The sequence below is a fragment of the Achromobacter semiaridum genome, from assembly GCF_053543755.1.
On sequence record NZ_JBLVOL010000005.1, the window covers coordinates 1 to 19,552 of the forward strand.

The following is a 19,552-nucleotide window of genomic DNA, read 5'->3' on the forward strand; positions in this document are numbered from 1 at the left end:
CCCAATGCCGCATCTTCCGGCCCGAACCACGCTGGTTTGCGCGCTACATCCCATCACGCAGCCGGCTGCGTCGCCTGCACCGCAAGGTGACCGTGGTGGACGGCAGCATCGCATTCATCGGCGGCATCAATGTCGTGGACGATTACGACGACCTGGACCCCACCGACGGCATCCCCGGCCCGCGCTTTGACTTCGCGGTGCAAGTAGAAGGGCCGCTGGTCACCGAGGCGGCCTATGCGCAAGACCTGCTGTGGGTACGCCTGAACTGGGCGCGGCTACGCCGCCATCCGCGCGACTGGAACCGCATGCGGCTGACCAAGCCGCACCACGCGCACGTCAAGCCTTGCGGCACGCTGCGCGCCGCGCTGGTGCTGCGCGACAACCTGCGCTTTCGCCAGACGTTCGAACGCGCTTACCTGTATGGCATCACCCAGGCTCGGCGCGACATTCTCATCGCCAACGCGTATTTCTTTCCGGGGCGGCAGTTTCGCCGCGCCCTGGCCAAGGCCGCCGCGCGGGGCGTGCGCGTGCGCCTGCTGTTGCAAGGCAAGGTCGAATACCGCATGCAGTATCACGCCACGCGCTCGCTGTACGATCAGCTGCTGCGCGACGGCATTGAAATCTACGAGTACATGCCCAGCTACCTGCACGCCAAGGTTGCCGTGATCGACAACGTGGCGACGGTGGGCTCGTCGAACCTGGATCCCTTCAGCCTGCTGCTGGCGCGCGAGGCCAACGTCGTCGTCGACGATCAGCCCTTTGCCTGGGACCTGCAAGAGCGCCTGGAAACGGCCATCCGCGAAGGCGGCAATTTCATTCGACCGCTGGACTATCAGCGCCGGGGCTGGCTGCGACGCTGGGTGGATGCGGCGTCCTACACGCTGCTGCGCATCGGCGTGGCGCTGACGGGCTCGTCGGATAAATACTGACGCGGCGGATCACGCCCGCCGCTTGACGAGTCCCAGTGCCAATGCGGTGCCGACCAGGATGATTGCGGCGCCCACCACGATGGACGGCGTGATGCTCTCGTCCAGCAACCACGCGCCCCACACCACGCCGAAGATCGGCACCAGGAACGTGACGCTGACCGCGCCGGTCGGGCCCACGTTGGCGATCAGGCGGAAAAAGATGATGTAGGCCGCGCCGGTGCACACCACGGCAAGCAGCACCGTGGATATCCACGCCGTCATCGACGCGGGCGTCTCCGGCCAGGCGGACACGGCCAACGGCAGCAGCACCAGCGAGGCCGCGATCATGCTGCCCGTGGCGCTGGCCAGCGCGTCCACGCCCGTCAGGAAACGCTTCGTCCAGTTCGCGGCAAGGCCGTAGAAAACGGGTGCGGAAACGGCGGCAAGCACGGCGGGGCCGGTGCCCCCGGCCTGGAAGTTCAGCTTGTCCCACACCAGCACGATGATGCCCACGAAGCCGATCAGCAGCCCCAGCGACCGCATCCACGGCAGCCTGTCCTTGAGCCACAGCCATCCCACCACGGCGCCCCACACGGGCGTTACCGCGTTGGCCACGGACAAGAACCCGGCGCCCAATGATTGCGCCGCATAGGCATACAACAGGAACGGCACGGCGGCGTTCAGGGTGCCAACCACCAGCAGGGCCTTCCAGTGCCGCGCAATGATGGGCAGCTTGCCGCGCCACATCGCGGCGGGCAGCAGGAACAGCGCGGCCAGGCCGACGCGAAGTTCGATCAGGGCGACGGGCCCGAAATCGTTGACGGCAAGCCGCATGAACAGAAAGGAACCGCCCCAGACCCCTGCCAGCAGCAGCAGGTCCAGCAAATTGCGTTGACGCATGGTGTGTCTCGGTGAGCCTTATTTGCGGCTGGTGACCAGGTTCTTCATCTTGACCCGGTACGCCAGCAGCGCACAGGACAGGGACAGGACAATACACAACACCAGCCCGGCCCGCACTCCGTTTAGTATCGTGCCATGCGAAATCATGATCCCGACCAGCGCGGTGCCCAGCGCGCTGCCGATGGCCCGTGTGGTCTGCACCAGCGCGGAGGCCACGCCCACGTCCCGGCGTTCGCTCAGCATCTGCATGAAGAGCGTCAGGTTGGGCAGCAGAAAGCCCAGCGCGCATCCGTTGACGAAGAAGGCGGCCAGGATCCACCACGCCGACGTACCGGGTGAAATCAACAACACCATCAGCGTCCCGGCGGCCAGCAGCAGCCCGCCAAACACCATCAGGCGCTGCGGCTCTGTCTGCTTGGGGAACATGCGCCCGTTGATGATGCTGCCCACCGAGATCGCGGCAACCAGCGGCGTCAGCAGCAGGCCGGCTTCGCTGGGGGTGTAGCCCAGCACCTGCTGCAACAGCAGCGGGCTGTAGAAGATCAGCACGAACATCACCGCGCCCACCATCATCGCGGCCAGGTTCAGCAGTTTGGATTCTTGTCCGGCCAGCACGCGCAGCGGAAAGATGGGCGACTTCACGCGGCGCTCGGTAGGAATCAGGATGGCAATGGCCGCGATGCCCACCAGCGCCAGCATGCCGCCCAGCAGCGGGTGCGCATGTTCGCCGCGCGCAAACGCCAGTTCAAGCGCGGCCAGCGGCGCGCCCACGGCCAGAACCAGCAAAATGGCGCCCACCCAGTCGATCTTGCGGCTGCCGTCATGGATGGGGCGAATACGGGGAAAGTAGCGGGCCAACAGGAAAAACGCGCCTGCGGCCGCAACGGGAGATATGAAGAATGCCGCCCGCCAGCCCAACGCCTGGGTGGCCGCGCCGCCCAGTACCGGGCCGATACCGCTGGCCATGGCAAAGGCGGCGGACACCAGCGCCATCCATCGCACGCGCTGCTTGGCATCGGGAAACAGGTCGGCCGGCGCCGCGAAAGCGGTGGCAATCATCATGCCGCCGCCCACCCCTTGCAGGGTGCGGAATACGATCAATTGGGTCATGGACTGCGCCAGCCCGCACGCAATTGAGCCCAGCGCGATGATCAGCACGGAAACCAGCATCAGCGGCTTGCGGCCGAACATGTCGCCCAGCCGGCCAAAGATCAGGATGGACGCCGCGGTGGCCAGCAGGTAGCCGGTGCCGACCCAGGCATAGAGGGCCATGCCGTTCAGCGCCTCGGCCACGCGCGGCAGCGTGGTGCTGATGATGGTGGAATCCAGCGCGGCCAGCACCACGGTTGCGGAAACCCCCGCCATGGCCATCAGCAAATCCCTCTTGGAGCGGGCGGGATCGGCGGCGGGCTGGGTCGGTGTCGGCGGCGGAGTCATGCCGCCTAGGATATCACCGGCCCACTAGGGTTTTCACTTGTAAAACGAGTGGTAGCCCCAGAAAACCGCAATGATCACCACGACCAGCAGCCATGACCAGCGGGAATTGGACACGCCGCGAGGTTCAGGTTCGGGGGGAGGGGGCGGCGGCGCAATCCGCGGCTGGACGGCCATGTGGTCGATGAACGCGGCAAAGAACTTCTGGATGATCTTCTCGCCGGCTTTCAGCAGCAGCCCTTCGCCACATTCAGCCAACTTGCCGCCCGCCATGCCGGCCACGGTATAGGCCACGCGGGTGCCCTGGTCCTTGGTGCTGAGATTGACCTGGGCGGTGCCGATGGCCAGGCAGGCCGCACGGCCCTTGCCTTCAAACACCAGGGTGCAGCTGTCGGGGGCGTTGACGTCCGAGAGCAGGATCTCGCCCTCGTAGTCGGTGTCGATCCCCGCGATATTGGCACGCAGGGTGACGGCGTACTCGGTAGGGCTGCGCATCGCAACTTCCACGCAACCCGGTATGCACTTCTGCAAGACTCTCGGGTCCGTCAACGCATCCCATGTCTGGTGCTGCGTCGAAGGAATCCATTGGGCATCGGCAATGCGCATGGCAGTCTCCTTTTAGAAGCTTTATGTGCACATTCTGTTCCCAAACAGCAGGTTTGGCTACTTGGGGCCCTGCGCCGATGCCGGTACGGAGGTATTAGCGCCCCTGCGTCAGAACCGAAATCCAATGCTGGGTCGAAAGATCGTGATCGGCGTTTTGGCCTTGCCCATGCAATTCGCGCAGGATGCCGCTGGCCATTTTCTTGCCCGCCTCGACACCCCATTGATCGAAGGGGTTGATCCCCCAGATCAACGCTTGTACGAAGATCTTGTGCTCGTACAGTGCCAGCAACGCGCCCAGCGCGTACGGCGTCAGGCGCGGCAACACGATCAGCGTAGAAGGCCTGCCGCCTTCGTGTCGGCGATGGCGCGCGAGCCATTCGGCCTTGTCCGCGGGCATGCCCTGGGCCAGCATGGCGTCGCGATCCGCATCCAGCGACGTACCCCGCAGGAGCGTCTGGCGTTGGGCCAGGCAATTGGCCAGCAGCATCGCGTGTTCTTCGGTCCATTGGTGGGCGGCTTCGCGGCACATGATGAAATCCACCGCCGCGCCGTCCGTGCCTTGGTGCAGCCACTGGAAGAAGGTGTGCTGGCCGTCGGTGCCGGGCATGCCCCACACCGACGGGCCGGTGGGCACGCCCACGGGGTCGCCGGCCATATCCACGGATTTGCCCAGCGATTCCATGTCCAGCTGTTGTAGATAGGGCGCCAGGAATTGCAGGCGCGCGTCATACGCGGCGATGCTGAGTGACCCATATCCGAGCACGCTGCGGTTCGCGACGCCGGCCAGCGCAAGCTGCGCGGGCGCGTTTTCCGCAATGGGCGCCTGGGCGAAGTGCTCGTCCATGGTGGCGGCGCCGGCACGGATGCCTTCGATGACGTCAATCCCGACCGCCATGGCCACTGGCAAGCCCACGGCGGACCACAAGGAATATCGGCCGCCCACCCAATCCCAGAATTCGAAGACCTGCGAAGACGGAATTCCCAGCGCGCGGGCGGCGTCGGGGCGGGCGGTGATCGCCACAACCTGCTCATACGGCCGTTCCACGCCCGCCTGTGCCAGCCAGTCCACGGCGCGCCGCAGGTTGGCCAGCGTTTCTGCCGTCGTGAAGGATTTGGATGTGACGACCAAAAGAGTGTCTTGGGCATTCAGGCCCAGGATGGCGTCTTCAAGGGCATGCCCGTCAATATTGGCCACGAATTTCAGGGCTCGGCGAGCGCCGCTACCGCTGCACGCGTCCGTGGCCAAGCGCACGCCCCAGTCGCTGCCGCCGATACCAATATGGATCACCGCTTTCCATTTGCCCTGAGCGTCCGCCTGTTCCACGAATTCCCGAACACGTTGGTGTTCGCAGGCGACGGCTTCAATGGGTTCCGGCGCGCGCAGCATGGTGTGCCAGGCGGCGCGGTCTTCTGTCTTATTGACGTGGTCGCCGGCCAGCAGGGCCGCGCGTGCCTGGTCGAAACCACGGGCTTGGAGCAGGGCGGTGGCGGCAGCGCGGGCATCCGGCGACGAGACCTGCGCACTAAGGTCGATGGTTAGTCCGGCAGCGTGCAACAGGCGTAGTTCGTCAGTGCAGATCGAGCCGTGCTGGACGGCCTGACAGAACGCTTGCCATTCGGGAAGGCGCGGTAGCTTCGCAAGTTCAACGGGTTTTAAAGGCAGCATATTTTTTTGTAAATACGTCTTGATACTGATGTCCAAGTCCAGACGCGTCTCGTCAGTCGGAGGCGGGCGCGGTGCGCGCAATTCTGCAGATGCGCGAGTTTAGCCGGTTGATCAGGCGCTAAACAGGCCCTTTTTATTTTGCAAGCCGCGTTTCCATTCTTTTGCAAAGCTGTCCATATTGTTTTCATGCCTTGTCTGCGTCTGACGCTACAATTCCGCGATTCTCCCTCCGGCGCGGTTTTTTATGCTGTACGTTCTTGTAGCGTTTCTGGTTTCGTTGTTTTCGACCTTGCTGATCGTTCGCTACCGTTCCTGGCACGACGGCCTGACGGCTGACCACGATCTGGAGGGCGTGCAGAAGTACCATTCGAAGCCTGTGCCCCGCATCGGCGGACTGTCCTTGCTGATCGCCAGCGGCGTCACGTGCGCCTTGGTGGCAGTGCGCGAGCCGGACGTCCTTCCGAACATGGTGCTGCTGTTGGCGGCCTCGATGCCGGCATTTCTAGGGGGCTTCGCCGAGGATCTGACCAAACAAGTGCGGGTTTTGGTGCGGCTTGGACTTGCAATGTTGTCGGGCGGCATTGCGTATTATCTGCTTGGCGCGGCTGTGACGCGTGTCGACATTATCGGAATCGACTGGCTGTTGCAGTTCGGCCTTATTTCGTTGATTTTTACCTCCATTGCCATCGGGGGTGCCGCCAATGCCATAAACATTATCGACGGGTATAACGGTCTGGCGGCCGTGGTGTCCGCAATGATCTTGGCCGGGTTTGCCTACGTCTCGTTTTATCTCGGCGATCGGTTTTTGTTGATCGTGGCATTGAGCACGCTGGGCGGCATTATCGGATTCCTGGTTTGGAATTATCCGCACGGGCACATATTCCTTGGGGACGGCGGTGCTTACTTCCTGGGGTTCATGATCGGTGAGTTGTCAGTGCTGATGTTGGCGCGTCACCCGGAAGTGTCGGCATGGTTTCCGTTGCTGCTGTGTATTTATCCGGTATTCGAAACCCTGTTTTCCATCTATCGGAAAAAGTGGCTGCGGGGCCGCTCGCCCGGCGCTCCGGACGGGGTGCACCTGCATATGCTGATCTACAAGCGCCTTGTGCGCTGGGCCATCGGCTCGCGCGAAATGCGGCATCAAACGCAGCGCAATTCCATGACGTCGCCGTACCTGTGGTTGCTTTCGTCGTTGGCAGTGATTCCGGCCGTATTGTTCTGGCAGCAGCCCTATCTGTTAATGTTCTTCACGGCAGTTTTCTCCACCACCTATGTGGTGCTTTATCGCCGCCTGGTGCTGTTTCGCATGCCCAAGTGGATGATCGTAAAGAAGAAAAAGCGCCATTGACCGGCACCGGTTTCCTTAACCACCACTGCCCGGAATTTGGGGCAATGGGTTGGCTGGAGCGGGCGTCGCTGTAACCAGCAATGTTGTTGTACAGTGCGGGCTGCGTTGAACGGCGCCTGCCAACATCGGGTCGAGGGCGGCGCCAAGCTCGAATCATTATGCCCACACGAATCCTCATCGTTCGCACCTCCTCCTTGGGCGACCTCGTCCACATGCTTCCGGCAATCACCGATATTGCCCGGCATGTGCCTGACGCACAGATCGATTGGATCGTCGAGGAAGCGTTTGCCGAGATCCCGTCGTGGCATCCGGCCGTCAATGAAGTCATCAAGGTCGCCCATCGGCGCTGGCGCAAGTCTTGGTGGTCGTCGCAGGTGCGCTTCGAGCGCCGCGCGCTTAAAGAACGCCTGCGATCCACTCAATACGACATCGTGCTGGATATGCAGGCGCTGCTGAAATCTGCTTGGCTGGTGCGTCAGGCGCGCGGCGTGCGGCACGGGCTGGATTGGCGGTCGGCGCGTGAGCCTTTGGCGTCGCTGTTCTACAACGTGCGTCACCGCGTGGAATTCTGGCAGCCTGCCGTGATCCGACAGCGCAAGTTGGCGGCGCTGACCTTTGGCTACCAGCATGCCGGGCTGCCGGACTTTGGATTGCAGAATTTTGTGCGGCAGGCCAGTCAGCCCGTCGAACCCGTGGTTGAAGTCGGCAGCGACGGCTTGAATGCCGCCGAACTGCCGCGCCTGCATCATTTGGACAATGACCGGGGTTACGCGGTGATCATGCCGTCGGCCAGCCGCGACGACAAACTCTGGCCCGAAGAGGATTGGCGCGCGGTATTCCGCCGCCTGCGCGAAGCCGGCTGCACCCTGAAACTGCTGGCGGGCAATGACGCCGAGGCCGAGCGCGCAAGCCTGCTCGTGGCCGGCATGGAAGGCGCCGAAGTGATGCCGCGCATGGATCTGACCGACGTGGCGCGGCTGCTGGCCGGATCGCGCTTGATGGTCGGTCTGGACAGCGGCCTGACCCACCTGTCCGCCGCGCTGGGCCGGCCGACCATCGGCATCTACCGCGCCTCCACGCCGGTTCGCACCCCGCTGGTCGGGTCGAACTACACCGCCAGTCTGGGCGACCGGGGTGCTTCGCCATCGCGCGAAGCGGTGATGGCGTCGGTTGAACAGGCGCTGGCCGCGCAGTGACATGAACCGCTGCGTCTACACGCTGGCACTGCGGGCGTTGGCCCCGCTGCTCTGGTTATGGATGGCGCGTCGCGCCAAGCGTGCCGGCGGCGAGTGGGGCGTGTTCTCGCGTGAACGTTTCGGCCACGCGGTTGAATCACCACCTTCAGCTTCAGGTTTAGTTCCGGCGTCGGCTTCTGCTTCAACTTCGGTCGGTTTCGCGTCCGCTTCTGATCCCATTTCTGCCCGTTTCTCCTGGTCAACGCCCGTCTGGGTGCACGCCGTCAGCCTGGGCGAGACGCGTGCCGCACAGCCGCTGCTGCACGCCTTGCTTGACCGTGGTCTGCCCGTACTCTTGACCCATATGACCGCCACCGGCCGTGCTGAGGGGCAGCGTTTGTTCGCCGATGCCATCGCGCGGGGGCAGTTGCGTCAGGTTTGGCTGCCTTACGATTTTCCAGGCGCGACCCGCCGATTCATGCAGGGCTATCAGCCGCGCTGCGGCTTGCTCATCGAACGCGAGATATGGCCGAACCTGCTGGCCGCCGCACGACGTGCGCTGGTACCCATGGCGCTGGTCAGCGCCCGCTATTCCGCGTCGTCATTGCGGCAGGCTGGGCGCATGGGCAGCGTGATGCGCGAAGCGCTGGCCGGGCTGGATTTGGTGTTGGCGCAAACCGCCGAAGACGCGGGGCGTCTGAAGCACGCGGGCGCGCCCGAGCCGATCGTCACCGGAAACCTGAAATTCGACTTGGTGTTGCCCGCGGCACAGGTCCAGGCGGGTAAGGCATGGCGCACCCATCTGGGCCGCCAGGTGATCGCAATTGCCAGCACGCGCGAGGGCGAGGACGCGCTCTTCATCGAGGCCATTAAACGCCGTAGCGGCCAGCCGGGCGCGCCGCTGTTCGTCCTGATTCCGCGTCACCCGCAACGTTTTGACGAGGCGGCTCAACAGTTGAGCGACGCGCAATTGCCGTTCGTCCGGCGTAGCAGCGGCAGCGAACCCGAGGCGCAAACGTCTGTGCTGCTTGGCGACACGCTGGGGGAGATGGCCTTCTACTACGCGGCGTCAGACGTGGCCATCGTGGCAGGCAGCTTTGCGCCGCTGGGCGGCCAGAATCTGATCGAAGCGTGTGCGGCGGGAGTGCCGGTCATCGTAGGGCCGCACACGTTTAATTTCCTGCAAGCGGCCGAAGACGCGATTGCGGCGGGCGCCGCTCTGCGAACAGAGAACGCTTCAACTGCTGTCGATACGGCTTTGGCGCTGCTCGTCAATAGTGGGTCGCGTCAGGCAGCCGGCCAAGCAGCTCGACGGTGGTCTGCGCGGCATGCTGGAGCGACCGCCCGCACGATGCAGGCGCTCACTCCCTGGTTGTGCTGACCGTTACGCGCCTGGCGACGATGACGCTCAGCTCGCGTCGCGGGGAAACTCATTCAACCATGCGGCGACGACCGCCTCCGGGTAGCCGCGATGGAAGTGCCTGCGCCAAGGATAAGCACTGGCCTGCGAGCCATCCTTCAGCTTGATCTTGCTGGTCTCGCAGATCAGCTTGGCCGGGCTGCCAGCTACAACGGTATCCGGTTCCACATCCCGGTTGACCGAGCTATGGGCACCCACCAGCGCGCCTTGCTTGACGGTGACCCCGGGCAGAATGATCGACATGGTTGCGATGGCGACATAGTCTTCAAGCGTGGCACCTTGCATGATGTCGCTCGGGGGATGGGGGTCGTTGGTCAGCACGACGTACGGAAAGATCCATACGTAGTTACCGATCTTCGACTGCTGGCCGATGTGCACATTGCTATGGAAGCGGACGTAGTCACCGATCTGGCATGTGCCCTGGATATCGCTCAGGGTGCCAATCTGCAGGTTTTTGCCAGCCTGAGTGCCTTCACGCACCGTAACGCGATGGCCAGTAACCAGCTTTTCGCCGAAGGTAGATCCTTCGTAGAACACGCTATGCGAACGAATCAAGCTGTTCGCTCCGATCACTAGGGGTTGGCCCTTTGCAAGCGGTGTCGGGTGCCCGATCTCGCAATTCGAGCCGATGCTCGTGCCATCGCCCAGTTGGACGTTGTCGTGAATGATGGTGAAGGGGCCGATCGTGACATTGCTGCCGATCTTTGCCTTTGAGGACACAATGGCGGATGGGTGAATCATTATTATCTCCTGGGGAAATGCTACGTTGGCAATGCCAGAAAAGGTCAGCGGCCGGGCTAGATGTCGTCCTGTCGTTTCGGGCGGAATACCAGCCAGGCAGACAGCACATACATGAAGCCGCTGTACGTGCAAGCGGCGGCCAGCTGCGCCAGCAAAGGTCTAACGTCGTAAGCCAGCAAAATCTTCAGGACCGCCAGGTTCAACAAAAAGCAGATCACGAACATATAAAGATAGCGCAGCCCTTCGCTAGCCATCTTTCCATCACTTCGAAAAACGAACTTTTTGGAAAAGAAAAAGCTCTGAATGAAGCCTACTGTGTAGCCGATGATGTTGGCGAGCACAGCAGAGACGCCCAACCCCATCAATGCGAAGATGATGCCAAACCCGACCACTGTGTTTAGGCCACCGCTGATGGCGTAGCGCATCAATCGACCCACCTCGTTTTTCCATCTAGACATGATGATCGGTTTGAGCGGCAGGCAGGACGGCGGCCGGTGTGCTTTTCTTGAAGGTCGTGCGAGCCACTACGAACTGCGGCTTGCGGTTGATTTTCAGGTAGGCGCGGCCCAGATACTCACCGATCATGCCCAAGCACAACGTCTGGATGCCGCCAACTAGCAGGATGGTGGCGATCAGTGAGGTCCAGCCGCGGGGGTAATCCGGGTGCATGAACTTTTGCACGGTGATCACCAGGATCATGATTAAACTGAATGCGGACATGCAAAAACCGACGCAGGTGGCAAAGCGCAGAGGCAGAATCGAAAAGCTGGTTAGCATCTTCATCCACAGCGACAACGACCGTCGCAGGTTGTAGTTGCCTTCGCCTTCCAGCCGCGCCTGGTGCTCGATATCCACTGACGTGATGGAATTTGTGACGTCCAGGATCAGACCGTCTACGTACGCGTAGGGGCCGTCGTAGCGGACCACTTCCTGCACCACTTCCTGGCGCAGCGCCTTGAAGGACGACAGGTACAGGCCTTTGGGCTTGCGCAGTGCATAGGTGGCGACAAGATCATTGAACTTGCTGCCCACCTTTTTCCACAAGGCATGCTGCCGGCCGACATAGTTGGTGTAGCAGACGTCGTAGCCCGAACGCAGCGCGTCGAGCAGCTTGCCGATTGCGCTGGGCGGGTGTTGCAGGTCGTCGTCCATCAGGATTACGTATCGGCCGTTCGTGTGATGCAGGCCGGCCATAACCGCGTTGTGCTGGCCAAAATTTTTGCGTAGCGAAATACCCTTGATAAACGGATGTAGCGCTGCTTGCTCGGTAATGACCTTCCAGCTGTTGTCGGGGCTGCAGTCATTGACCAGTACAAGTTCGAACCGATCCGTCATCTGTAGCGCGCCCATTACCTCGGCCACTTTTGCGACCAGCTTGGGCAGGATTGATTCGCTGCGATAAACCGGGATGACGATGGAGACTTCCAGGCTGCCTCCGCCAGTTTCGGGCGGGTCTGCGGGGTGATGTCCAGTTGCGCTTGTCATGGCGATATCGGCTTAGTTGGTCTTGTGTTTTTGCTGCGTGAAAAGTAGGGTCAGCCCGATCAAAGCGATCAGCGTGGCGTACAGTTTGCCGAAGTAGAAGTAGCGGACCTCATACTGGTGCACCATAAAGATTAAATAGTACGCAGACACGATGGTGGCGTTGGCCCAATTGAGCACCGGGGCATACATCGACCGCCGGCGCGCCAGCGCCACGCCCGCCAGGAGTGCGACGATGATGGCGATCAGGAAGAAGATGTTCGTGACCGTGTCCCATCCCGTGGCTTGCGTTGTGGCCCGCCCCATGTCTTGCTGGCTGGCGTAGAAATAGTTGCCGATGATGCCGAATTTGATCGCATGCCATTCCAGCGGGTGGCTCAGCAAGGTGCGCACGAAAAGTTGGGGCGCTTCCTCTAGTCGCCCGCACGTCGTGGGGTCGATTCGGCAGGTCAGGCCGCCACCGCCCTCGATGATGAATTCGCCGCCCTGGCTGAGCAGGTGCTCGCGGCTCATGACCGACGTCGAAAACGACAGTGTTTCGGTGTAGACCCATTTGGGGCTGCCCATGGTGACTTGATGATAAATCCGCCAGGGCGCCATGACGACGTGGGCAGAAATGACCACCGTCAGGGCGATACCCATCCATCGGCTCTTCGCCGGTCGGTGCTTGGCGCGTACGAGGCTCCATAGCCATGCCACTAGCAGCCAAAAGGTCAGGCCGAGCACAAACAATTCGAATTGTGATCGGAAGTAAGCCGCCAGCCCGATACTAACGCCCGCAGCAATGGCGAGCTTGCGCGGTCGGGCCACGGCGCATGCCTGCAGTGCGCACAGCACGCCCAGGAAGAAAAATGCGATGGAAAACGTTTCGCCATATATGACACGGCCGGGCTCTAGCAGGAAGGACCGGGCAACGGACGGCGCGAAGAGCAGCAGCGGAAGCAGCCATGCGAGCGGTGCCCCGACGAACGTGCGCAGCACCTTGTTGAATTTGCCCAGCACCCCCGCCCATGCGGCGCACGCCAGCAATTGGATGGTGTACACGAAATAGGGGGTGTCCAGGCCAATCAGCTTGATCAGCCCCGCTTCAACCAGCAGGAAGCCGGGCGGCCAGAAACTGGTGATCCAGTTGTTCTCCGGCGAGATCCACCCCTTGTCGGCGATGTTCATTGCGCCGGTCATGAAACTGCCGGGGTCTGACGGGATGAACTTGAGCAGGTCCCGGGCCGTAGTGGCGAATGCGTCGACCTGTCCGGTAGGGTGACTCATATAGCTCACGTAGGCCGCGAGGATCAGGAAATAGCCCAGGAACACGACGATGAAGGGCATCGCGGGCTTCTGGCTAATCGGCACTGCAGATGTCATTTCATTCCTTCAAATCTGGTCGGCGATGCGGGCCGTCGATGGGAGGCCAGGTCGCGCAATAGGGCGTGCTGCCAGCGGGCTTGCCCGGGGCGGCGCAATTCTACGCGCCGACCTGCAATATTACGAATTCGCCCGCCCCACCAGCTTCACCGCATCCGCATTCAATTCCTGACCAAACCGCCTTGTATCGCGGCCTTCGTCTTCCGGCCGCACGCCGATCCAGCCTTGGCCCAGCGCCAGCACCCACAGGTTCGCCAAGAGGATCAGGATGAAGAGCACTCGCATGGCGGACCTCGCTCAGGCGTGGGTGTCCAGGGTGGCGCGGGCCACCGCGGCCAGGCCATCCAGGACGGGGTGGTCCAGGTACACCGGCACCGGCGCGGCGCCGAATGCGCCGCCGGCATCGGCCAGCAGGCGTTCTATTTCCTGATGCACTTCGGGCCAGCCGCCGCCCGCCGCGTAGATCTGCGGGGTCTGTCCATAGCGCTGGCGGCCCGCCAGCCATTGGCGCACCACCGCGCCCGCCTGGGCCGCGGCAATGCCCGAGGCAATGGCTTCGTGCGTATCGACGGGGTAGGCCACGACCTGGCCGTTGGCGATCGGCAGGTTGGCGGTGCCGTGGGCCAGCGCGTTGCGCATCATCGCGGGGCCCGGCAGGATCAGGCCGCCCGCGAACACGTTGTCGGGGCCGACGGTGTCGATGGTGGTCGCGGTGCCGAAACTGGCCAGCACGAAGGGGGGGTGCGCGCCGGGCAGGCGCGACAGCACGCCCAGCAGCGAGGCCCAGCGGTCGGCGCCCAATTGCGTCGGCACGCGGTAGCTGTTGACCAGCCCCAGCGTCGTCGCCTGCGAGGGCGACCACGTCACGGCGCAACCGTGTTTTTGCAGGATGGTGGCGATTGCCGTGCCGCGGGCTTCGCCGGCCACGTTTACGCCCAGCGCGCGCAGCGGACGGCGTGGCAGTGCGGCCAGCCAGCCATCCAGCGCATCCAGGTCCAGGCCGTCAAAGGCGACCGCCGCCGGCTCGCGCGGCATATCGCGGTTGCTGGCGTCCAGCCAACCCACCTTCAAACGGCTGTTGCCGGAATCAATAAGAATAATCATGCTTGGCGTCGAATCGAAATTTCACCGATCGAGATCGGTGTGGCGCCCTGGGGCGTTTGCACCAGCAGGCGGCCATGTGCGTCCACGCCACAGGCGGTGCCGCTAAGTAGGATATCGCCTTTTTCCAGCACGTTCACCGGCCGGCCCGCCAGCGCGTCGACCCGGTCAAAACGATGCTGAAACGCGGCAAAACCCTCGCGTTCCAAGGTTTGAACCGCGTCATGCCAGGCGGTGGCGCTGGCGCAGATCAGGTCCGCGGCGTCGGGCAGGCGGTCAGAATCGGCCTGCACCTGGGTCCAGTCGGCCACATCGCGATCCAGCGCGCGGGACAGCTCTGCCGCGTCGCGCAAATTGACACCCATGCCGATGACAACGGTGTAACCGGCCTCGCGGCCACCTGGATTGCGGGTCGTTTCCACCAGAACCCCGGCCAGCTTGGCGTCGTGCCACTGCACATCGTTCGGCCACTTCATGCACAGGCCGTTCGCACGCGGCCCGGCAACGGCGCGCAGCGCCTCGCAGGCGACGACGCCGGCCACGGGAGATAGCGCAGGCAATTGCGCGGCGGGCAAGTGCACGTCGTACGCGCACGAAAACATTAGCGTCGAACCCGCGCGGTTTTGCCAAGGGCGGCCGGCGCGGCCGCGGCCGGCATTTTGCAGATGGGTGCCCAACAGCCAGGGTTTGGCCGCGCCAAGCCCCGAGCGGGCTCGCGCCAGCAGATCGGCATTGGTCGACCCGGTGTTGCCGGTCCAGCTGATGTCTTGGAATACAGGCAGGCGCTGGCCTAGCTCGCGGGCCAGGGCTTCCGGCGCGGGCAGGTCGATAGGGCGGACGTGTTCGGACATGGCGGCGATTGTAGGGCACGCGGCCGGCACGCGCGGTCTTTCGGGGCGCAAGCGTTTATCATTGGCGATACATTTTGCATCCGGTGCCCCGCCTACATGCCGCATTCCGCTTCGTCCGCGTCCGCCGCCGCGCCTTTCCGTCTGGACGGAAAAGTCTGCCATGTGGCGGGCGACTGGAGCGTCCTGGCCCTGGCACAGGCCGGCGAAGTCGAACGCCGGCGCACCGCCATGGCCCGCGCGGCCCAGGAAGGCGTGCGCTGGGATCTGCACGGCATCAGCCGGCTGGACACCATCGGCGCCTTGCTGATCTGGCAGGCCTGGGGCGAAAAGCTGCCCGAACGGGTGCGCTGGTCGGCCGGCCAGCAGGATGTTTTCAACGCGCTGGCCATGAACAAGGGCGAGGCCCAGACGGCCCCGCCCAAGCCCGAAACCTTTGCCTGGATCCGCGGCCTGGGCGGCGCCATCTTGCAAGCCGCCGAAAACGGCCGGGCGCTGCTGATCATGCTGGGCCAATTGATGCTGGACCTGGGCGCCATGCTGCGCAGGCCACGCCTGGGGCCGTGGCGCGAGATTTCGGCGCAGGTGTATCGCACCGGCGCGCAGGCGCTGGGCATCACGGCGCTGGTGGGGTTTCTGATTGGCGTGGTCCTGTCGTATCTGTCAGCGCAGCAGCTACAGATGATCGGCGCCGACCGCTTCATCGTGCGGCTGCTGGGCGTGTCCATCGTGCGCGAGCTTGGACCGGTGCTGGCGGCCATTCTGGTGGCGGGCCGGTCCGGTTCTGCAATCACCGCGCAGATTGGCGTGATGCGCGTCACGCAGGAATTGGACGCCATGCGCGTCATGGGTATCTCGCACGGGCAGCGCCTGATCCTGCCGCGTGTGTTGGCGCTGGCGGTGACCATGCCGCTGCTGGTCTTGTGGACGGATGCCATGGCCTTGCTGGGCGGCATGTTGGCCGCGCAGATGCAGCTGGGTATCTCGCCGCAGTGGTTCCTGACGTCGCTGCCCGACGCCATCTCGCTGACCAATTACTGGATCGGCATCCTCAAGGGCGTGACCTTCGGCATCTTGATCGCGCTGATCGCGTGTCACTTTGGCTTGCGCATCCAGCCCAATACCGAAAGCCTGGGTCGGGGCACAACCACCTCCGTGGTGACATCAATTACCGGCGTGATCCTGCTGGACGCCTTCTACGCCATCATCTTCAGTTCGGTGGGCATCTGATGAACAGCGCCACGCAGAACCGCCTGTTCACCGACGACAGCGTCACCGTCGAGCCCGTTATCACGGTGCGCGGGCTGCGCACGGCATTTGGCGACCATGTGGTGCACGACAACCTGGACCTGACCGTCTTCCCCGGCGAAATCCTGGTGCTGGTGGGCGGATCGGGTACGGGCAAGACGGTGCTGCTGCGGCAAATCATCGGTCTGGATCAGCCTGCCGCCGGTTCCGTCAAAGTGCTGGGGCATTCGCTGTTCGACCTGTCGCCCGGCGAGCGCCGGCGCCTGTCTTACCGCTGGGGCATTTTGTTTCAGGCGGGGGCGTTGTTCTCGGCGCTGTCCGTGTTCGACAACGTGGCGCTGCCGCTGCGCGAGCTGCGAACGGTGCCCGAAGACCTGGTGTGCGATGTGGTCATGTGCCGGCTGGCCATGGTCGGCCTATCCGCCAAGGATGCCGACAAGCGGCCGTCGGACCTGTCCGGCGGCATGGTCAAGCGCGTGGCGCTGGCGCGCGCGTTGTCGCTGGACCCCGAATTGCTGTTCCTGGACGAACCTACCGCCGGGCTGGACCCGCTGCGTTCGGACGAATTCGTGGACCTGGTGCGCAGCCTGCACCGGCAGTTGGGTTTTACCGTCGTCATGGTGACGCACGATCTGGACACGCTGCTGGCGCTGGCCACGCGTGTCGCCGTGCTGGCCGACAAACGGGTGATTGTGTGCGACACGGTGCAGGAAGTCCTGAAGGTCGATCACCCGTTCATTCATACATTCTTTCTGGGCGAACGCGGCTTGCGCGCGCTTGGAGACCTGGCGCCGAAGGGGTTGCATCATGGAAAACCGTAGTCATGCGCTCATGGCCGGCATCTTCACGCTGGTCCTGTTGGCCGCCGCCGCGCTGATCGCCGTGTGGATCGGGCGGGACCGCACCAAGCTGCAAACGTACGAGATCGTGTCGGCCACCGCCGTCAGCGGCTTGAATCCGCAATCGGCGGTGCGTTATCAAGGCGTGCCCGTGGGCAAGGTGCAGTCCTTGGCGCTGAACCCGAACAAGCCGGGGCAGGTGCGCATCCGCATCGGCGTGGCGCCCAATACGCCCATCACCGAATCAACGTGGGCAGAGCTGGGCGTACAAGGCGTGACGGGGATGTCCAACGTGGAACTGCGCGACGACGGCTCGTCGCTGAAGCGCCTGGCCTCGTCCGCCGAGCATCCCGCCGCTATTCCGCTGCGCCCCGGTTTTCTTGACCGCATCGAGCAGCGGGGCGGCAAGCTGATATCAAACGTGGAAGAGGCCACCGAGCAGCTGCGCCGCGTGCTCAGCGAACAGAACGTGCAAGCGTTGACCGCCACCTTGCAGAACGCCACCGACATCACGCAGTCGCTGCGGCAAGCCAGCCGCGACCTCGCGCCCACCATGGCGAAGCTGGGACCGCTGATCGACTCGCTGGGCACGACGTCGCGCCAGGCGGACCGCGCCGCGCGCGAAATCGCCGACCTGGCGCAACAGGCGCGGCAGGCGCTGGCGCGCTTGAATGCGCCCGACGGCCCCTTGTCGGTCGCCACGCGCAGCCTTAACGACATTGCGCTGGCCGCCGCGCGCCTGGACGGCGAAACCCTGCCCGCCGTTACCAATATGGCCACCAACGTCAGCGCCGCCGCGCGTGGCGCGACCGTCACCCTGCGCCGTGTCGACAGCACGCCGCAATCGTTCTTGTTCGGCCCGGCGCCCGTTGCGCCCGGGCCCGGCGAAGCCGGCTTTGCCGGATTCGGGAGACAGCCCAAATGAAAATGCGCAGCGCCGTACTGTTATTGACCGTGACCCTGACTCTGACCTTGGCGGGCTGCGGCATCGGCCGCGTGCCGGCGCCGCCTTCGGTGTTTGATCTGGGGTTGGACGCCAAGCCCGTGCCGGCGCTACCGGCGCGTGGGCCGATCGCCATGAGCGTGCAAGCGCCGCCCGCCTTGTCGGACACCAGCATGATCTGGCGCGTGGGCGACAGCGCCGCGCCCCGGGCGTATGCCACGTTCCGCTGGGCCTCGTCGCCGTCCGAACTCGTGCGCCAGCGCATCACCGACCGCTTGTCTCGTCAGGGCGCCGTGCTGGCCGACCGCGTCAATCTTCAGATGCCGCAGCTGCAACTGACGCTGATGCAGTTCGAACAGGTGTATGCCGATGACGGGCAGTCCAGCGAAGGGCGCATCCTGTTGCAGGCAGTGCTGCTCAATGGCCGCAACGTCGTCGATCAAAAGCGCATCCAGGTGCGCGTGCCGACGCCGACGCAAGACGCCGCCGGCGGCGTCGCGGCGCTGCGGCAAGCCACGGACGAGGCCTCGGATCAGCTGGCGCAATGGTTGGCGGCGACGGTGCGAAGCGCCTCCGCCGCCACGTCCGAACCCGCCTCCGCGGTGGCATCCGGTGCTACGTCAGAAACCGCGCCCCGGCGCGGATTCGGCCCCCGGCCCGGACCGAACTTCGAGCCCGCATTCAATCCCTCTGCCGGGTCACGGCCCGGCAATTGAATCCAAGGCTTTACTCCCTCATTTTCTTTTTGCACGTTGAGTTGAACCATGTCCGCACGCACTGATACCCACGCCTTCACCGGCGCCGCCGGCCGCATTGATTGCGCCGTCGATTGGCCTGCCGGCACGCCGCGAGGCTGGGCCCTGGTCCTGCATCCGCATCCGCTGCAAGGCGGCGCGCGCGAAAACAAGGTGGTCACCACCGTGTCGCGCGCCTGCGTGCAGCATGGCCTGGTGGCGGTGCGCCCCAACTTTCGCGGCGTCGGGCAGTCCGAAGGCGTGTTCGACAAGTCGGTCGGCGAAACCCAGGACATGCTTGCCGTGGTGACGCAAATGCGCGAGCTGCATCCCGAACTGGCCGACGCACCCTGGGTACTGGCCGGCTTTTCGTTCGGCACCGCGGTTGCGGCGCAAACCTATGCCGCGCTGGCGGATGCGGGCGATGCCAAGCTGCCGTCCGCGCTGATGTTGATGGGGCCGGCGGTGAACCGGTTTCAGTCGCATGAAGTGCAGGTGCCCGCCGATACGCTGATGGTCCACGGCGAAGAAGACGAGGTGGTGCCACTGTCCGAAGCCATGGACTGGGCGCGTCCGCGTTCGATACCGGTGGTGGTGGTGCCGGGCGCATCGCATTTCTTTCACGGCAAGCTGCTGGTGCTGCGCCAGCTGATCCAGGCGCGGCTGAAGGTCGCGTTGGACTGAATCGGCCATACGAAGACGGCAGGTTGCATCAGGTTGCATGTTTTAAATGCACCGGGAACCCCGCGCGAACCGGCCGGGTCCAATCGCCTGCCTATAATTGTCAGCCATTA

The 19,552-nt window shown here is 63.8% G+C and carries 19 protein-coding genes and 1 pseudogene; 9 read left to right on the forward strand and 11 right to left on the reverse strand.

From position 1 onward, the window contains the following. Positions 1 to 929: phospholipase D-like domain-containing protein (locus tag ACNPP0_RS01285; protein ID WP_448704803.1), on the forward strand; the 929-nt coding region annotated here is incomplete at its 5' end. Between the two features lie 9 nt (positions 930 to 938). Here the strand turns inward: ACNPP0_RS01285 and ACNPP0_RS01290 are convergent. The 4 genes from ACNPP0_RS01290 to pgi all read right to left on the reverse strand — a co-directional run bounded on the left by ACNPP0_RS01290 (position 939) and on the right by pgi (position 5,514). Next, positions 939 to 1,808, reverse strand: a complete 870-nt coding sequence (locus tag ACNPP0_RS01290; RefSeq protein ID WP_332609514.1) for a DMT family transporter — start codon at positions 1,806 to 1,808, stop codon at positions 939 to 941. A gap of 18 nt (positions 1,809 to 1,826) precedes the next feature. Then, a complete protein-coding gene (locus tag ACNPP0_RS01295; RefSeq protein ID WP_448704804.1) occupies positions 1,827 to 3,245 on the reverse strand; it encodes an MFS transporter in 1,419 nt (472 codons plus the stop codon). Between the two features lie 33 nt (positions 3,246 to 3,278). Then, positions 3,279 to 3,848: an SRPBCC family protein gene (locus ACNPP0_RS01300; protein WP_332609516.1), complete on the reverse strand. Its 570-nt coding sequence runs from the start codon at positions 3,846 to 3,848 to the stop codon at positions 3,279 to 3,281. 94 nt (positions 3,849 to 3,942) lie between these two features. Continuing rightward, positions 3,943 to 5,514, reverse strand: a complete 1,572-nt coding sequence (gene pgi, locus ACNPP0_RS01305; RefSeq protein ID WP_448704805.1) for a glucose-6-phosphate isomerase — start codon at positions 5,512 to 5,514, stop codon at positions 3,943 to 3,945. Positions 5,515 to 5,758: 244 nt separating this feature from the next. Between pgi and ACNPP0_RS01310 the strand changes: the two genes are divergently transcribed. The 3 genes from ACNPP0_RS01310 to ACNPP0_RS01320 all read left to right on the forward strand — a co-directional run bounded on the left by ACNPP0_RS01310 (position 5,759) and on the right by ACNPP0_RS01320 (position 9,418). Continuing rightward, positions 5,759 to 6,862 carry a glycosyltransferase family 4 protein gene (locus ACNPP0_RS01310; RefSeq protein ID WP_448704806.1) on the forward strand — a complete coding sequence of 368 codons (1,104 nt, stop codon included), beginning with the start codon at positions 5,759 to 5,761 and terminating at the stop codon, positions 6,860 to 6,862. 158 nt (positions 6,863 to 7,020) lie between these two features. Beyond that, positions 7,021 to 8,058: a lipopolysaccharide heptosyltransferase I gene (gene waaC / locus ACNPP0_RS01315; protein ID WP_332609520.1), complete on the forward strand. Its 1,038-nt coding sequence runs from the start codon at positions 7,021 to 7,023 to the stop codon at positions 8,056 to 8,058. A gap of 1 nt (position 8,059) precedes the next feature. After that, positions 8,060 to 9,418 carry a 3-deoxy-D-manno-octulosonic acid transferase gene (locus ACNPP0_RS01320; protein ID WP_332609521.1) on the forward strand — a complete coding sequence of 453 codons (1,359 nt, stop codon included), beginning with the start codon at positions 8,060 to 8,062 and terminating at the stop codon, positions 9,416 to 9,418. 27 nt (positions 9,419 to 9,445) lie between these two features. On the opposite strand, the gene ACNPP0_RS01325 is transcribed toward ACNPP0_RS01320, so the two are convergent. From ACNPP0_RS01325 to ACNPP0_RS01355, 7 genes are all read right to left on the reverse strand, one after another. Next, positions 9,446 to 10,198 carry an acyltransferase gene (locus ACNPP0_RS01325; RefSeq protein WP_104142531.1) on the reverse strand — a complete coding sequence of 251 codons (753 nt, stop codon included), beginning with the start codon at positions 10,196 to 10,198 and terminating at the stop codon, positions 9,446 to 9,448. Positions 10,199 to 10,254: 56 nt separating this feature from the next. After that, the gene (locus ACNPP0_RS01330) at positions 10,255 to 10,623 is read right to left on the reverse strand and encodes a GtrA family protein (protein WP_189371405.1); all 369 of its coding nucleotides are present in this window, start codon (positions 10,621 to 10,623) and stop codon (positions 10,255 to 10,257) included. A 25-nt stretch (positions 10,624 to 10,648) separates the two neighbouring features. Then, positions 10,649 to 11,683 carry a glycosyltransferase family 2 protein gene (locus tag ACNPP0_RS01335; protein WP_448704807.1) on the reverse strand — a complete coding sequence of 345 codons (1,035 nt, stop codon included), beginning with the start codon at positions 11,681 to 11,683 and terminating at the stop codon, positions 10,649 to 10,651. Positions 11,684 to 11,695: 12 nt separating this feature from the next. Then, on the reverse strand, positions 11,696 to 13,009 hold the full coding sequence (locus ACNPP0_RS01340; RefSeq protein WP_448704808.1) for a hypothetical protein: 1,314 nt from the start codon (positions 13,007 to 13,009) through the stop codon (positions 11,696 to 11,698). Between the two features lie 156 nt (positions 13,010 to 13,165). After that, entirely contained in the window at positions 13,166 to 13,330 is a 165-nt protein-coding gene (locus tag ACNPP0_RS01345) for a hypothetical protein (RefSeq protein WP_332609525.1), read from the reverse strand. A gap of 12 nt (positions 13,331 to 13,342) precedes the next feature. After that, positions 13,343 to 14,149 (reverse strand): type III pantothenate kinase, encoded by an 807-nt coding sequence (locus ACNPP0_RS01350; protein WP_448704809.1) that lies wholly within the window; start codon positions 14,147 to 14,149, stop codon positions 13,343 to 13,345. After that, positions 14,146 to 14,997 carry a biotin--[acetyl-CoA-carboxylase] ligase gene (locus ACNPP0_RS01355; RefSeq protein ID WP_332609527.1) on the reverse strand — a complete coding sequence of 284 codons (852 nt, stop codon included), beginning with the start codon at positions 14,995 to 14,997 and terminating at the stop codon, positions 14,146 to 14,148. The genes ACNPP0_RS01350 and ACNPP0_RS01355 overlap by 4 nt, the downstream gene beginning before the upstream one ends. A 96-nt stretch (positions 14,998 to 15,093) precedes the next feature. Here ACNPP0_RS01355 and ACNPP0_RS01360 point away from each other — a divergent pair, with 96 nt between their 5' ends. The 5 genes and pseudogenes from ACNPP0_RS01360 to ACNPP0_RS01380 all read left to right on the forward strand — a co-directional run bounded on the left by ACNPP0_RS01360 (position 15,094) and on the right by ACNPP0_RS01380 (position 19,442). Next, positions 15,094 to 16,224, forward strand: coding sequence for an MlaE family ABC transporter permease (locus ACNPP0_RS01360; RefSeq protein ID WP_120157284.1), 1,131 nt, complete (start codon positions 15,094 to 15,096; stop codon positions 16,222 to 16,224). Next, complete coding sequence (locus ACNPP0_RS01365) at positions 16,224 to 17,063, forward strand: ABC transporter ATP-binding protein (protein ID WP_448704810.1); 840 nt, start codon at positions 16,224 to 16,226, stop codon at positions 17,061 to 17,063. The genes ACNPP0_RS01360 and ACNPP0_RS01365 overlap by 1 nt, the downstream gene beginning before the upstream one ends. Next, on the forward strand, positions 17,050 to 18,006 hold the full coding sequence (locus ACNPP0_RS01370) for an MlaD family protein (protein WP_332609529.1): 957 nt from the start codon (positions 17,050 to 17,052) through the stop codon (positions 18,004 to 18,006). Before ACNPP0_RS01365 ends, ACNPP0_RS01370 begins: the two co-directional genes overlap by 14 nt. Continuing rightward, positions 18,003 to 18,602 (forward strand): annotated as a pseudogene (locus ACNPP0_RS01375) (ABC-type transport auxiliary lipoprotein family protein); the annotation flags it as partial. The gene ACNPP0_RS01370 and the pseudogene ACNPP0_RS01375, both read left to right, overlap by 4 nt. A 186-nt stretch (positions 18,603 to 18,788) precedes the next feature. Further along, positions 18,789 to 19,442: an alpha/beta hydrolase gene (locus ACNPP0_RS01380; RefSeq protein ID WP_448704811.1), complete on the forward strand. Its 654-nt coding sequence runs from the start codon at positions 18,789 to 18,791 to the stop codon at positions 19,440 to 19,442. Positions 19,443 to 19,552: the final 110 nt, after the last annotated feature.

What these genes read in the sequence shown, in the direction of transcription:
- ACNPP0_RS01380 (WP_448704811.1), top strand. Translation starts at nt 18,789, where the DNA reads ATGTCCGCACGCACTGATACCCACGCCTTCACCGGCGCCGCCGGCCGC.
- ACNPP0_RS01340 (WP_448704808.1), bottom strand. Translation starts at nt 13,009, where the DNA reads ATGCCCTTCATCGTCGTGTTCCTGGGCTATTTCCTGATCCTCGCGGCC.
- ACNPP0_RS01290 (WP_332609514.1), bottom strand. Translation starts at nt 1,808, where the DNA reads ATGCGTCAACGCAATTTGCTGGACCTGCTGCTGCTGGCAGGGGTCTGG.
- ACNPP0_RS01300 (WP_332609516.1), bottom strand. Translation starts at nt 3,848, where the DNA reads ATGCGCATTGCCGATGCCCAATGGATTCCTTCGACGCAGCACCAGACA.
- ACNPP0_RS01360 (WP_120157284.1), top strand. Translation starts at nt 15,094, where the DNA reads ATGCCGCATTCCGCTTCGTCCGCGTCCGCCGCCGCGCCTTTCCGTCTG.
- pgi (WP_448704805.1), bottom strand. Translation starts at nt 5,514, where the DNA reads ATGCTGCCTTTAAAACCCGTTGAACTTGCGAAGCTACCGCGCCTTCCC.
- ACNPP0_RS01350 (WP_448704809.1), bottom strand. Translation starts at nt 14,149, where the DNA reads ATGATTATTCTTATTGATTCCGGCAACAGCCGTTTGAAGGTGGGTTGG.
- ACNPP0_RS01325 (WP_104142531.1), bottom strand. Translation starts at nt 10,198, where the DNA reads ATGATTCACCCATCCGCCATTGTGTCCTCAAAGGCAAAGATCGGCAGC.
- ACNPP0_RS01370 (WP_332609529.1), top strand. Translation starts at nt 17,050, where the DNA reads ATGGAAAACCGTAGTCATGCGCTCATGGCCGGCATCTTCACGCTGGTC.
- ACNPP0_RS01310 (WP_448704806.1), top strand. Translation starts at nt 5,759, where the DNA reads ATGCTGTACGTTCTTGTAGCGTTTCTGGTTTCGTTGTTTTCGACCTTG.
- ACNPP0_RS01295 (WP_448704804.1), bottom strand. Translation starts at nt 3,245, where the DNA reads ATGACTCCGCCGCCGACACCGACCCAGCCCGCCGCCGATCCCGCCCGC.
- waaC (WP_332609520.1), top strand. Translation starts at nt 7,021, where the DNA reads ATGCCCACACGAATCCTCATCGTTCGCACCTCCTCCTTGGGCGACCTC.
- ACNPP0_RS01355 (WP_332609527.1), bottom strand. Translation starts at nt 14,997, where the DNA reads ATGTCCGAACACGTCCGCCCTATCGACCTGCCCGCGCCGGAAGCCCTG.
- ACNPP0_RS01335 (WP_448704807.1), bottom strand. Translation starts at nt 11,683, where the DNA reads ATGACAAGCGCAACTGGACATCACCCCGCAGACCCGCCCGAAACTGGC.
- ACNPP0_RS01345 (WP_332609525.1), bottom strand. Translation starts at nt 13,330, where the DNA reads ATGCGAGTGCTCTTCATCCTGATCCTCTTGGCGAACCTGTGGGTGCTG.
- ACNPP0_RS01330 (WP_189371405.1), bottom strand. Translation starts at nt 10,623, where the DNA reads ATGCGCTACGCCATCAGCGGTGGCCTAAACACAGTGGTCGGGTTTGGC.
- ACNPP0_RS01365 (WP_448704810.1), top strand. Translation starts at nt 16,224, where the DNA reads ATGAACAGCGCCACGCAGAACCGCCTGTTCACCGACGACAGCGTCACC.
- ACNPP0_RS01320 (WP_332609521.1), top strand. Translation starts at nt 8,060, where the DNA reads ATGAACCGCTGCGTCTACACGCTGGCACTGCGGGCGTTGGCCCCGCTG.